Genomic DNA, 14116 nt, shown 5'->3' with positions numbered 1-14116 from the left:
AGATATGGCAGATCTGGTGCAGTACTACGGAACGGGCCGCCGCAAGTCGGCGATTGCACGTGTATTTCTCCGCCCCGGCAACGGTGGCTTCACGGTTAATGGCAAGGAACTGAAGGTTTACTTTGTGACGGAACAGCAGCGCGCTGCTGCAGTCCGCACGCTGAAGACCGCTCAGGTGGAAGGCCAGTTTGACGTCATCACCACGGTGAAGGGCGGCGGCGTGACCGCTCAGTCTGACGCTGTGAAGATGGGCATTGCCCGCGCCCTGCTTGAGTTCAACATTGAACTCCGCAAGACGCTCAAGGCAGACGGCCTGCTGACCCGCGACGCTCGTATCAAGGAGCGTAAGAAGTACGGTCAGAAGGGCGCCCGCAAGCGCTTCCAGTTCTCCAAGCGCTAGTCGCTGGGGTCTGGCTCAAGTCCTGCGGCGGATGGTTTGTATGATCATCCGCCGCCTTGCAGTAAAACCCTCAGGAGTTCAATCTCCCAGACGAACGGGATTAATCCCGGCCTGATCCGTCGGGATGCCGCATACAAGGAGCCGATAATGGCATCGATCACAATGAAGGAACTGCTGGAAGCCGGCGTACACTTCGGCCACCAGACCAAGCGTTGGAACCCGAAGATGAAGGAATATATCTTCGGCGAACGTAACGGCATTTACATCATCGACCTGCAGAAGACGCTGAAGATGTTCAAGGAAGCGTCGAAGTTCGTCACCGACCTGACCTCGACCGGTAAGGTGATCCTGTTCGTAGGCACCAAGCGCCAGGCACAGGATGCAGTTGCTGAAGAAGCGAACCGCGCTGGCATGCCGTACATCAACAGCCGCTGGCTCGGTGGTCTGCTGACCAACTGGGTTACCTGCCAGAAGAGCGTAAAGCGTCTTGCTGAGCTGGACGAGATGGCAGTGGACGGCCGCTTTGAGCTGATGACGAAGAAGGAAGTTATCCGCCTGGAGCGCGAGCGTAAGGCTCTGCACACGAACCTGGCCGGTATCAAGAACATGCGCCGCCTGCCGGACGCGATCTTCGTGATCGACAGCAACAACGAAGCGATTGCCGTTTCGGAAGCTCGCAAGCTGGGCATTCCTGTTGTGGCTGTTGTGGACACGAACTGCGATCCGACCGTTGTGGACTACGTGATCCCGGGCAACGATGACGCTCTGCGCGCCATTCGCCTGTTCACCACGAAGATTGCCGATTCGGCCTTCGAGGGTGTGCAGATGATCGGCGACAAGTCGATCGCCAGCGAGTACGCCGATGTGACGCCGGTTGCAACCGAGTCGCACTTCGTTGGCCTTGAGGACGAGGAATCGCAGGAGTCCAACCCTGTTGCAACGACTGCTGCTGAGGAAGCTGAAGAAGAGACGGTTGATCTCAACGCAGCTCTGGGCGGCGGTATCCGCAAGCAGCCGACGTCTGACACCGATGCTGATGAGCCGGTGGCAGCGGAAGCAGGCGCGTAAGCTTCTCCGAATGATTTACACGGAGAGCGTGGCTGCCGCCACGCTCTTTGTGTGTGCAGTGATTGTTTCAAAACAGTAAAGGATACAAACACGATGGCTACCGAGACCGTGAAGATTGATGCAAAGCTGGTGAAGGAACTCCGCGAGAAGAGCGGCGCTCCGATGGGCGATTGCCTGAAGGCGCTTCAGGAGGCCGCTGGCGATATGGAAAATGCATTCGTTGTGCTGCGTAAGCGCGGCATGGCGTCGGCTGCGAAGAAGGCTTCGCGTGCTGCAAACGAAGGCGCTGTGGGCACCTACATTCACGCTGGCGGCAAGATCGGCGTGATGGTGGAACTGGCTTGCGAGAGTGACTTCGTGGCTCGTACCGATGGCTTCCAGGATCTGCTGCGCGATATCGCAATGCACATTGCTGCTGTTGATCCGCGCTTCATCGGCCGTGATGAAGTGACCGAGGCAGACATCGAGCGCGAGAAGGAAATCTACCGCGCACAGGCTGCTGCAAGCGGCAAGCCTGCAAACATTATCGAGAAGATGCTCGAAGGCAAGATGGGCAAGTTCTACGAGGAAGTTTGCTTGCTCGATCAGCCGTTCATCAAGGAACAGTCGCAGACTGTTGCCCAAATCATTGCCACGCAGGTTGGCAAGATGGGCGAGAACATCACGGTGCGTCGTTTCGCCCGATTCAAGATCGGCGAGCCGAACGCAACGTTTGCTCAGGCAAAGGTTGTAGTTTCCGAGGAGCCGCAGGCATAAGCCTCACTCCAGATCGGTACCAACGAGCCCGGGCGACAGCCCGGGCTCTTTCTTTTGCGTACAACGCGAGGAGCGCCGCGGACGCAACCCAACCCCGATTGCGCATGTGCGAGGAACAGCCGTGCGGCGTGATTAGAAAGGAAAGACGAGGAAGATGAAGTACATCGACAACATCCCCGTATGGGGAGTGCATGAAGACAACACGCTGGAACAGGCGAAGGCTTGCGCCCAGAGCGCGGAACGCTTTGCGCTGATGGCAGACGGACACCTGGGCTACGGTGTTCCTATTGGCGGAGTGATCGCGGCGGAGTCGCGAATTTCACCTACGGCAGTGGGATTTGATATCGCTTGCGGCAACAAGGCTGTGCGATTGGATATGCCCGGCAGCGAGTTGCGCGCGAACATCCACTGCATTATGGACGACATCTGGAACACGCTGTCGTTCGGTGTGGGACGGAAGAACAACGAGGCCAACGAACATGCTCTGCTGGGGCGGAACGCGCATCCCGGATGGGATACAGAAGCTGCTGCGCCGCTGAAGCGTAAAGCAGAAGCGCAGTTGGGCACCATTGGTTCCGGCAACCACTATGTGGATCTGTTCACGGATGAGCAGGACCGCGTGTGGGTTGGCGTTCACTTCGGATCGCGTGGTTTGGGACACGGTATTGCGACGTGGTTCCTCAAGGCGGCGGGAGCGAAGGATGGCATGATGGTTGATCCTGTGTGGCTGGATGTGCAGAGCGATCTGGGTGCGCAGTACATTGCCGCGATGCAGTTGGGCGGTGAGTACGCGTATGCAGGCCGTGACTGGGTGTGCGCTCGTGTGGCTCGTCTGTTGGGTGCGGAGGTGATGGAGGAGGTGCACAACCATCACAACTTTGCCTGGAACGAAGAGCACGACGGTCGCATGCTGTGGGTGTGTCGTAAGGGTGCTACTCCTGCGTTCCCCGGCCAGCGTGGATTCGTGGGTGGCACGATGGGTGAGGTGTCCGTGATTTTGGAGGGAACTGAAGCTGTCGATGCAGAGACTCGTGAAGCGCAGCGTGCGGCGATGTTTTCTACCGTGCACGGCGCAGGCCGTGTGATGGGAAGGAAGCAGGCAGCGGGTGTCTACGATCGCAAGACCGGCGCGTGCAAGCGCGAAGGTCTGGTGAAGCCGGAGATGATGAACGACTGGCTGCGCCAGTCCAACGTCGTGCTGCGCGGCGGTGGATTGGATGAGTCGCCTCACTGCTACAAGCGTCTGCCGGAGGTATTGGCGGAGCAGGGTGAGACGGTTCGCGTTCTGCACACGCTGACTCCTGTGGGAGTGGCGATGGCAGGAGCGAACGAGTTCGACCCCTACAAGGACTAAATGCAGAAGGCCCGGTGAATGCCGGGCCTTTCTGCTTGCGTTCGGTATCGGATATACAGCAGGCTGTTGCGGTAAGAATTGCATCCTAATTTCGTCTGGCTATGAAGAAGCTTGTTGAAGAAACCGTGCCCTGGGATTTGTTGAAGCGGGAGGCTAAGGCTCGCTTTGGCATTGCGAAGTTTCGTAGCGCACAGCGGGAGACGCTGGAGGCGGTGATGCGTGGGCGCAGTGTGCTCGCGATTATGCCGACAGGGGCGGGTAAGTCGCTGACGTATCAGTTGCCTGCTTTGTTGTTGCCGCATACGGTGGTTGTGGTTTCGCCTTTGATTGCTCTGATGCAGGATCAGAAGCTGAAGGCGGAAGGGGCTTCGATTGAAGTCAGCAAGATCGATTCGACGCTTACAAAACATCAACGTGAGGAAGCGGACGAAGCGTTGGCTGCGGGGATTCCGAAGCTGTTGTATGTCACGCCGGAGCGATTGGAGAATCCGGAGTTTCTTGCGGAATTGAAGCAGGCGGGTGTGTCGTTGTTTGTGGTGGATGAGGCGCACACGATTGCGCAGTGGGGACATGATTTTCGTCCGGCGTATCTGGGGTTGCGATATGCGCGTGAGGCGCTGGGGAATCCTCCGGTGCTGGCGTTGACTGCAACTGCGACGGAAGATGTGATCCACGAAATCCTGGAGCAGTTGAACGCGAAAGATGCGGTGTTGATTAATGCCGGTAGTGATCGCACGAATCTGTTTCTTGCGGTGCATCCCACGGTGAACAATGATGCGAAGCTGGCGCGGTTGATGCAGATGCTGGCGAACCTGGATGGCACGGGCATTGTGTACACAGCATCAGTTCGTTCGGCTAACGAACTGTATGAGCGATTCAAAGAATCGGGGATTGCCAGTGGGAAGTATCACGGCAAGATGACGGCTCGTGAACGCGAGCGTGCGCAGGCTGAGTTCATGAACGACACCTGCCGCGTTATGGTGGCGACGAAGGCGTTTGGGCTGGGAATTGATAAGCCGAATATTCGGTTTGTATTTCATTACGAGTTTCCGGATTCGCTGGAGAGCTATTACCAGGAGGCAGGGCGCGCGGGGCGCGATGGTGATTCGGCGCAGGCGGTGTTGCTGTATCGGCTGGAGGATCGTCGGATTCAGAGCTTCTTTGCGGCGGGGCGGTATCCGCGGGCCGAGGAGTTGCGGGCTGTGTTGGAGACGCTTTCTGCGACGGACGCGGTGAATGCTGCGTCGTTGCCGGAACGTGCAGGGATTGGGAAGCGTCGGGCTGAAGTGATCCTCTATCTGCTGCGTGAGATGAAGATCGTGCGACGAGTGCGCGCTGGGTATGTGTTGCGGCATGCGGAGCCCATTACGGATGCGCATGTGGAGATGTTGCTCGCGGGGTATATCGAACGCTCCGGTGCCGATCGTTCGCGGCTGGACGAGATGATGCAATATGCGGAGACGGTGCACTGCCGCATGCAGGTGATACGCCGCTATTTCAACGAAGATGAGGGCGCGTTGTGCGGCAAGTGCGATAACTGCGTGAATCGTGCGTGGGAGATGCATGAGCCGGAGGTCGCGCTGCATGGAGCGAGCCAGGACGAGGGCGTGACTCGGATTGAGACGCTGAATGGGCCGATTCTGACGACGGCTCCTGAGACCTTGCCGCAGGTTGTTCCGGTGAAGTTTCAGGAGGGAGTGGTGGTTCGGCACAAGCGGTTTGGCCGCGGCCGTGTGCGGGACGTGGTGGGCGACACGGTGATGGTGCAGTTTGAGGATGGTGGGTGCAAGCGGCTGAAGGATTCGTTCCTAAAGAACGCCTGAAGGGTGATATCAGGAGGGCTTCGGGCCAGCTTATTTTCGGTGTCGTGTAAACCGAGGTTGATGGCGGGTATTCGGTCTTCTGGGCCTTCGGGGAACCGTAACGACCGTGCGATACTGGGGAGCGGTGATGTATAAACGCGTTCTTCTCAAGATTTCAGGTGAGGCACTGGCTGCGGGCCGGGGCTTTGGTATCGACGCCATCTTCGTAAGCCGTGTGGCTTCGGAGATTGTGCAGCTTGCCAGTAGCGGCTGCCAGGTGGCCGTTGTGGTGGGTGGTGGCAACTTCTTCCGTGGCGTAGCGGAACAGGCCATTCATATGGACCGCGTTGCGGCTGACCACATGGGCATGTTGTCCACCGTGATCAACGGAATTGCCATGCAGGACGCGATTGAAAAGCTGGGCATCCAGTGCCGCGTGATGAGCGCGATTGAGATGCATGAAGTGGCCGAGCCCTACATTCGCCGTCGTGCGATCCGTCACCTGGAAAAGGGACGCGTTGTGATCTTTGGCGCGGGTACGGGTAATCCGTATTTCTCCACCGATACCGCAGCTGCGCTGCGTGCCATGGAGATTCGTGCGGATGTGCTGCTGAAGGCGACTTCGGTGGAAGGTATCTACAGCGCTGATCCGAAGAAGGACCCCGACGCGACGATGTTCACGACGATCACGTATATGGACATCATCAAGATGGGCCTGCGTGTGATGGATACGTCGGCGGTGTCGCTTTGCAACGACAACAATATGCCGATGGTGATCTTCTCCATGCGTGAAGAGGGCAACATTGTGCGTGTGGTTGGTGGCGAAAAACTCGGAACGCTTGTGACGTCGTAATGGCGGAAGTGACCGCGGTTGCTCCGCAGAAGAAACCGCCATTGCCCGGATTGACCGGCATCCGGACGTTTCTTGCCATCGGCATCATGTTCTTTCACTTCACGCCTCCGCTGCCGGAGTTTGTGAAGCCCGTGATCAATGCAGGGTTTACGTACATCAGCTTCTTCCTGCTGATCAGCGGATTCGTGCTGGCGTACAACTATGCGCATCGCGCGGATACGCTGAAGCCGGGCAAGTTTTACGCGGCTCGGCTGTCGCGCTTGTATCCGGTGTATCTGCTGTCCTTGTTGATATCGCTGGAAATGCTGCATGCGGAATGGAAGATCCGTCCGCTGAGCGAGTTTGTGCGCGGTGTGGTGCTGACACCGCTGTTGTTGCAGGGTTGGAGCCCGACGCTGGCCACGTTCTGGAATACAGTGGCGTGGACACTGGCTACGGAAGCCATGTTGTATCTGGCGTTTCCGCACATCATCCGCATGAAGTTCTGGCCGCGCTCGACGGGCAAGCTGCTGGCTCTGTTTGGTGTGTTCTGGCTGTGGGAGTTGCTGCTGCCGACGATCTATACGGTTCTGAATCCCGATGGTCTGTACAACATTGATCGCTACTCGTCGGGCTATTGGCTGCGCGCGCTGAAGTACACTCCGCTGCCGTTTGTGCCGATTTTCCTGGCGGGAATTACGCTGGGTCGCCTGCATGCGATGGTGGAACTGAGTGATCGTGTGAAGCTGGGCCTGACGTTGTTGTCGGGTGGTGCTGCTCTTGCCGCGTTCTATCTGCTGGTGCCGCGCTTGCCTTACGTGATGTTGCATGGCGGTATGCTGACGCCGGTATTCGCACTACTGGTTTGGGGTTTGACCGGCGATCACTGGGTTTCGCGGATTCTGGGATGGGGACCGATTGCGGCATTCGGGCGTGCGAGTCTGTGCCTGTATCTGCTGCACTTTAATACGTTTCTGTTCATTCACGATCACCATTTGCCGGAGCGTCTGGGCGTGGCGAAGTATGATCCGTGGATCAGCTACGCATTCATCCTTTGCTTTGCGTATGCGGCATTCAAGCTGGTGGAGCATCCCGCGCAGAAATATCTGCTGAGCCGGTGGGTGTATCGCGAGCCGAAGCCGCCGGTAGAGGTCAGCACTCCTCTCGGTTAGTTCGGCATCCTAATCGTCTGGACCGGCGCGGCAGCTTTCATCGATTTGCGCATTCCGCAGGTTTTCCATTTCGCCTGCGGAAATTGTCTGGCATACTGATGTTGCAATCCTTTCACAATTCATTCAGGGGACCGCGTGTGGTGCGCGTGCTCGTAACGCACATTCGCGTTTTGATTTCCTGTCGCTGTTTGTAACCGCCGGAATTTTCCGGCACAGCAGAAGAAGGAGCCATTTCTTCGATGTCGATGACCCGTCGTAACTTCCTTATGCGCGTCGGCCAGGCCGGCGGTTATTCCGCAACGTTTGCCACCATGCAGGCTCTCGGCGTTATGCCGATGAAGGCTCAGGTGGTGAAGCCGATTGAGGCTCAGGCTGGCGTTGGCAAGGGTGTCAGTGTGGTGATTGCGGGGGGCGGTGTCGCCGGACTGGTGACCGCGTACGAACTGCGCAAGCTGGGCTACAAGGTAACTTTGCTGGAAGCGCGCAGCCGACCCGGTGGACGTAACTGGAGCGCGCGCAACGGCACCAGCGTTGAATTTATTGATGGAACGAAGCAGCAGTGTACGTGGGAGCCGGGGCATTATCAGAACCTCGGTCCCGGCCGACTGCCTTCGGTTCACACCACCATCCTGGGCTATTGCCGCGAACTGAATGTGCCGCTCGAGGTGGAGATCAACACATCGCGCTCGAGCCTTCTGCAGAATGACGCAGTCTATGGCGGCAAGCCAGTCGTGCAGCGCAAGGCCTTGAACGATGCGCGCGGTCACGTGAGTGAATTGCTTGCCAAGTCCATCAAGGGTGGCGCGCTCGACACTGATCTGACTAAGGAAGACAAGGATCGTATGTTGAGCTTCCTGCGCACCTATGGTCCGCTGGGCTTTGACGGTAAGTATCACGGTTCTGATCGCGCTGGCATTAAGCAGTATCCCGGCGCCGGTTCGCAGACCATGCAGATTGAAGAGCCGTTGGACATGCACTCGCTACTGGATGCGAATTTCTGGTCGGGCATTTTGTATGAAGAGGCATGGGACTGGCAGGCAACGATGATGCAGCCGGTGGGCGGCATGGACCGCATTCCGTATGCCTTCGCACGTGAGTTGGATAAAACCAAGACGATCATCTACAACGCTCCTGTGACGTCGTTCAAGCGCACGGGCGCGAACAAAGGTGTGGAAGTCACCTACATGCAGAACGGCAAGGAGCAGGTGATCAAGGCCGACTACATGGTGAATGCCATGCCGCTGCCGATCATCAAGAAGATGAAGAACGATCTCTCTGCGCCGTACAAGACTGCGATTGACGGGGCGACCTATGCAAACAGCTACAAGCTGGCTTGGGAGTCGAACCGCTTCTGGGAGAAGGAATACAACATCTACGGTGGCCTGACTTTCCGTGCACCCGGACCGACGACGGTGATCTGGTATCCATCGGCGAACCTGATGTCAGATAAGGGCATTCTGTGCACGGGCTATGAGGACGAGTTGAACTGGGGATGGGAGAAGCTGACGCTGGAAGAGAAGTTTGCCACGGCGAAGAAGCAACTTGAGAAGGTTCACCCCGGCCACAGCCAGGAGTTGACGAAGCCGATCATCTGCATGTGGCGCCATATTCCTTATAACGAAGGCTCGTGGATTCGCAGCTACGGCGGCGGTGATGCTGGTTACAACACGCTGATTCAGCCAGATGGCCCCATCTTCTTTGCGGGCGATCACACGACGCACGTTGTGGGCTGGCAGGAAGGCGCTTCGCAGTCTGGTCGCCGCGCGGCCGAGATGATCAGCGAGCGCGTGAAGTCTGCACGGATGGCTGGTGACTTCAGCATCGTGGAAGCGTAAACCGATAACGTTCGGGGGAAGGCGATGAGCCTTCCCCCTTTGTCTTTTGCAACGATCACAGAAGGAGCATTCCCATGAAGTTGAAGAGCACGATTCTGGCCGGTGTACTGGCTACCGCCGCTGTTGTTTCCAGCCACGCACAGGTAACGGTGAAGCACATCCAGACCGAGAAGTCGCCCATTGCTACTGCTGTTTGGGCGGGTGACACGCTGTACGTGAGCGGTCAGCTTGCTACGCCCATCACGCCCGCTGATGCAGCAAAGGGAACACCCGCGGTCTTTGGCGATACCAAGCAGCAGACCTTCGACATTCTGACGAAGATCCAGAAGATTTTGCAGGAGCAGGGCCTGGATATGAAGGATGTTGTGAAGGCAACTGTGTTTCTGGCTGCTGATCCCAAGCTGGGTAAGATCGATTTCCCCGGTCTGCAGGCAAGCTTCACGCAGTTCTTCGGGACGAAGGAGCAGCCCAATAAGCCAGCTCGTTCCGCCTTCCAGGTAGCGAATCTTGTGGCGCCTGGATATCTGTTAGAGATCGAAGTGATCGCAGTAAAAGGTAAGTAAGAAAACTAACCGTAATCACAAGCCTTGATATATCAGGCCGGTGATATACGAAAAGTAGTAGGCAAAGAGCGCAACGTCTCCGTGGAGGCTTTGCGCTCTTTGTATTTTGTGTGTGATTTGTTGTGGGAATGGTGCATGCATCTTATTGATGGGAAGAAAAATAGTTAGTTTTCCTTCTCAACCATCATTTCTTCGTTGACACGTTATTGACCTCTCCGTAATATCAGTTCAACCAAACACAACCAACGTGCTTCTTCTTCACCACTTGTCCTAAGTGGGAACTTGATGCACAGCTAGCTGAACTACTTGAAGACGCACCCCTGATAAGGGTGGAACCTTCGCAGTCCCGCAGCACCTTTTGCAAGACGTACCGCCCGCTTTGCTTCACCTGAAGTAACACCGAGTACCTGCAACAACGATCGCAACCCCGGATCAATCTCCGGATATTGCATAGCAGGCACGCCGAACGCAAACGCCTTCGGGGTGACGAGCTGTACCAGCAGCACCGAGTAGCTAATTCATTCTTTGTTACGCGTCGCAACGGAACGCGACGTGGCCGCATTGTTGCATCCTCATGTGCTTGTCGCGTGAGAACGCATAACCATACCTGTCCCGGCGCACCAGAGCGCTGCGGGCAACGAACAGCTATACCCATTTGCCGTACTTAGCAGGAGGCCCATGATGTTCAGACATTTTCATTTCTCCCGACCGTTCGCACTCGCTCCCGTTGTGCTGTTGGCTGCGGCTGTACCCGGACATGCACAGTCGTACTACGGCACATTGAAAGGTCTGGTGAAAGATCCCAGCGGAGCTGCAATTCCGAATGCTGAAATTACGCTGACAGATACGGGAACCAAGATCACGCGTAAGACTGTGACGACAGGCGCTGGCGAATATGTTTTTAACGCGGTTGATCCTGGAACATTTGACCTCTCTGTTTCCGCAAACGGTTTTACAACCTACACGCAGAAGGGCGTGGTGGTTGCCACACAGCAGACCTTAGCCCTGGACGTTCCGCTGACAGTGGGAAGCTCTGGTGTGGTGGTTGAAGTAACCAGCGCAGCGCCGACCATTGATACGGCAACTGCGCAGAACGGCCAGGTCTTTGACTCGCAGAAACTGGTTGACCTGCCGAATCTGGGACGCAATCCATTTCTTCTTACCAAGCTCAACAACAATGTGACGGCAGTTGGCGATCCACGCTTCAATCGTTTTCAGGATCAGTCAGGATCATCCGCGATTTCGATCGCCGGCGGGCCGGTCAACATGAATAACTATCTGATCGATGGTGTTCCGGTGACGGATTTCTCCAATCGCGCGGTGATTATCCCGTCTGTGGAATCCGTGCAGGAAATGAAAACGCAAACGAACACCTATGACGCAGAAGCAGGGCGCACTGGTGGCGGCGTATTCAATACTCTTCTGAAATCCGGAACCAATGCGTTGCACGGCAACCTATACGGATCCACGCGTCAAACGAACTGGTCTGCGAATACATGGATCAACAATCGTACAGGTGCGCCTCGTCCGAATATTGCGCAGTATAGCTACGAAGGTTCTCTCGGCGGTCCTATCTGGAAAGACAAGACATTCTTCTGGGTGACAGAAGAAGGCTATCGTCAGCGTTCTCCCCTGGGAGCTAACTACTATCTTCCGACTGCGGCGGAAAAGGCTGGTGATTTCTCTGCACGCGGTACTGTGTCGAATGGTGTTTGTACCAGTGGCCTTTGTATCTATGATCCGCTGACCACGGATCCCACCACTGGTATTCGTACCGCCTTCGCGGGCAATGTCATTCCGTCGAACCGCATCAACACAGTGGGAAAGAACCTGCTCACCGCACTACCCACATGCGCCGCGGGTTGTAACTCGTCCGCTGCTTATGGCGCTACGAACTTTCAGCCAACCGATCTCTTGGGTGATCGCGCGGATGAGTTCATTGCAAAGGTTGATCACCAGATGACTAAGTGGTGGTTGGCTAATGCTTCTTACCTTCACTATGGATCGAAGGAGCCAGGTGGTAACCCACTGGGATCGTTTGCAGGCGGTACGACTGCTTACCTGCTCTACCGTAAGGTGGATGCGTTCAATCAGAACAACGTAATCACGCTGAACCCTACGACGATCCTGACCGTGTCGTATGGACAGAATCGCTTCCCGAATAACACGCTGGACTTAACTTCCAACTATGACCAGACGCAGCTAGGATTTCCCTCCAGCTATGCGAATAGCTTGCAGAAGAAAGCGTTCCCAGCCATCACCATGCAATCTGCAGCGTCCTTTGGAACGAATAACTCCGGACCCGCGGTATTTTATTCACGCAACATTGTGGTCGCTGTAGCGAAGAGCCTCGGACGGCATTCCGTGAAGGCTGGTTATAACTTCCGCACTATCTCCGTGGACTTTACTAACGTAAGTACCGGAAACGGAAGCTATACCTTCCAGAACACGTTCACATCGCAGAATCCGTTGGCTGGCACGCGCTCTGGCGGTGCGGATGTTGCAGACCTTCTGCTCGGCTATCCCACAAGCGGCTCTGTGCAGGTTGTAACACCGCTTGCGCTGAACGTGAAATACAACGCCGTCTACTTCCAGGACGATATCCGCTTAACGAACAAGCTCACGATCAATGCAGGTCTTCGCTATGAGCTTGAGCCGGGTATTCATGAGCGCAGCAATCACTATGCGGTTGGCTTCGATCGCAACATCACCAGCCCGCTGCAGACGACCGCAGGAGTTACGACCAAGGGTGCGATTGAATACGCCGGACAAGCCGGATACAGCGACCACTGCTGCAGCAATCACTCCATCAATCTCTCACCTCGTATCGGTGCGGCGTATGCGCTGGATGAAAAGACGGTGGTACGCGGCGGCTTTGGTGTCTTCTACGCTCCGCTCTTTTACTCCACCAGCGCCAGCCTTGCTCCTGGCTACGCTGCAACGTCGACCTATGTTGCATCGAACGACAGCAACCGTACCCCTGCTAACTCGCTGAGCAATCCGTTTCCGGGAGGTTTGACGCAGCCCTCTGGTAACAGCCTTGGCCTCTCTCAGGGTATTGGCACCAGCCTCACGACGATTGATCAGGATCGTCGCATGCCATTGATCCAGCAATGGTCACTGGATGTGCAGCGTGAGTTTGCGTTCGGTATGTCTGGAGAACTGGGCTATGTTGCATCGCATGGCCGCAACCTGTTGCCAAGCAATGGTGGTACTTACAACATCGATCAGATCAACCCGGGTGCAATTCCGTACGGACAGGGTGCATGCCCAGCCAACACGGGCAGCAGCACATTCCTCACGGATAGCAGCACCAATCCTTATTCCGGCAAGGGTGGTGCGGGTGTGATTGCGGCAGCAAAGATTGCTAACAATCAGCTCTGCCGTCCATTCGCGCAGTTCAGCGCAGTGAACATTCAGCCCAGCGTCTCAAAGTCCAACTATGAATCGCTGATCATGAATACACGCAAGCGGTTCTCGCACGGCTTCTCTCTGACGGCTGGATATACGTGGTCCAAGAATATGGACAGCGTATTCGCGCAGGGCAGCAACCTGAACGTGGGTGCTAACGGACCGCAGAACTTCTACAACATCAACGGCCCCGGCGGCGAGTACTCGCTGGCCATCAACGACATCCCGCACCGCTTTACCTTCGGTGGCACGGGCGAACTGCCCTTCGGCAAGGGACGCGCGTTCCTGAACAACAACCGTTGGCTTGACCTGATTGTTGGTGGATGGAGCGCGAACGCAACCTTCGTCGGTCAATCGGGCGGCCCGGTGCCGATCCAGAACAACACGAACCTGAACTCTTCCATCCTTGGAACGGCGACGCAGCGTCCGAATGTTCTTTACGGGGTTCCGCTGTGCACGTCCGGTTCGACGCAATCGCGCCTGACCACGTTCTTTAACCCCGCTGCATTCGCTACCCCGCAGCCAGGTAACGGCCAGTTCGGCAACCTGTCCCGCACCAGCAGCGCCTGCCGTGCACCGGGCTCTCGCAATGTGGATATGTCTGTGTTCAAAGACTTTCAGACGGAGCGGGTACACTTCCGGTTCCAGGCGGAAATGCTTAACCTGACAAATACCCCGCTGTTCGCACTGAACTCCAATGGTTTGAAGTACGGGAATGCATCGTTCGGCTCGGTGAACACCTCGGCCATCAACTTCCCGCGCCTCATCTCGCTTGGCGGCAGGATCTCGTTCTAACGCCAAAAAAGGGTGTAACTGCCTCGGGGCCGTAGCCTTGTGCTGCGGCCTTTCTTTTTGATTTCCCTTCCAGACCGCAACTTCCCTGGCTCTGGAGCATCTAGTATTGAAGATCAAATAGCGACCGG

Annotated in this window: 11 protein-coding genes; 10 read left to right on the top strand and 1 reads right to left on the bottom strand. The window is 56.5% G+C overall.

Annotated elements, in window-relative coordinates:
- The first annotated feature begins 4 nt into the window (after positions 1 to 4).
- The 9 genes from rpsI (at position 5) to M504_RS07585 (ending at position 9782) form a co-directional block, all read left to right on the top strand.
- Complete coding sequence (gene rpsI / locus M504_RS07625) at positions 5 to 400, top strand: 30S ribosomal protein S9 (RefSeq protein WP_047489768.1); 396 nt, start codon at positions 5 to 7, stop codon at positions 398 to 400.
- 147 nt (positions 401 to 547) lie between these two features.
- Positions 548 to 1468, top strand: a complete 921-nt coding sequence (gene rpsB / locus M504_RS07620) for a 30S ribosomal protein S2 (RefSeq protein WP_047489765.1) — start codon at positions 548 to 550, stop codon at positions 1466 to 1468.
- Positions 1469 to 1561: 93 nt separating this feature from the next.
- On the top strand, positions 1562 to 2224 hold the full coding sequence (gene tsf, locus M504_RS07615) for a translation elongation factor Ts (RefSeq protein ID WP_084214191.1): 663 nt from the start codon (positions 1562 to 1564) through the stop codon (positions 2222 to 2224).
- A gap of 154 nt (positions 2225 to 2378) precedes the next feature.
- Positions 2379 to 3578, top strand: coding sequence for an RtcB family protein (locus tag M504_RS07610; protein ID WP_047489762.1), 1200 nt, complete (start codon positions 2379 to 2381; stop codon positions 3576 to 3578).
- 101 nt (positions 3579 to 3679) lie between these two features.
- Entirely contained in the window at positions 3680 to 5401 is a 1722-nt protein-coding gene (locus M504_RS07605) for an ATP-dependent DNA helicase RecQ (RefSeq protein ID WP_047489758.1), read from the top strand.
- Between the two features lie 127 nt (positions 5402 to 5528).
- Positions 5529 to 6233, top strand: coding sequence for a UMP kinase (pyrH, locus tag M504_RS07600; protein WP_047489755.1), 705 nt, complete (start codon positions 5529 to 5531; stop codon positions 6231 to 6233).
- The gene (locus tag M504_RS07595) at positions 6233 to 7384 is read left to right on the top strand and encodes an acyltransferase (protein WP_047489753.1); all 1152 of its coding nucleotides are present in this window, start codon (positions 6233 to 6235) and stop codon (positions 7382 to 7384) included. Before pyrH ends, M504_RS07595 begins: the two co-directional genes overlap by 1 nt.
- 239 nt (positions 7385 to 7623) lie before the next feature.
- The gene (locus tag M504_RS07590) at positions 7624 to 9219 is read left to right on the top strand and encodes an FAD-dependent oxidoreductase (RefSeq protein WP_047489751.1); all 1596 of its coding nucleotides are present in this window, start codon (positions 7624 to 7626) and stop codon (positions 9217 to 9219) included.
- A gap of 74 nt (positions 9220 to 9293) precedes the next feature.
- A complete protein-coding gene (locus M504_RS07585) occupies positions 9294 to 9782 on the top strand; it encodes a Rid family hydrolase (RefSeq protein ID WP_047489748.1) in 489 nt (162 codons plus the stop codon).
- A 302-nt stretch (positions 9783 to 10084) separates the two neighbouring features.
- Here M504_RS07585 and M504_RS22030 read toward each other — a convergent pair whose 3' ends face one another.
- The gene (locus tag M504_RS22030) at positions 10085 to 10288 is read right to left on the bottom strand and encodes a hypothetical protein (RefSeq protein WP_156993604.1); all 204 of its coding nucleotides are present in this window, start codon (positions 10286 to 10288) and stop codon (positions 10085 to 10087) included.
- A 172-nt stretch (positions 10289 to 10460) separates the two neighbouring features.
- Here M504_RS22030 and M504_RS07580 point away from each other — a divergent pair, with 172 nt between their 5' ends.
- A complete protein-coding gene (locus M504_RS07580; protein WP_232296202.1) occupies positions 10461 to 13988 on the top strand; it encodes a TonB-dependent receptor in 3528 nt (1175 codons plus the stop codon).
- The last annotated feature ends 128 nt before the right edge of the window (positions 13989 to 14116 follow it).

Origin of the sequence: Terriglobus sp. TAA 43 (genome assembly GCF_000800015.1) — a bacterium.
Classification (GTDB): domain Bacteria; phylum Acidobacteriota; class Terriglobia; order Terriglobales; family Acidobacteriaceae; genus Terriglobus.
Note: the sequence above shows the minus strand (reverse complement) of the source record. Positions and strands in the feature narration are given on the sequence as shown.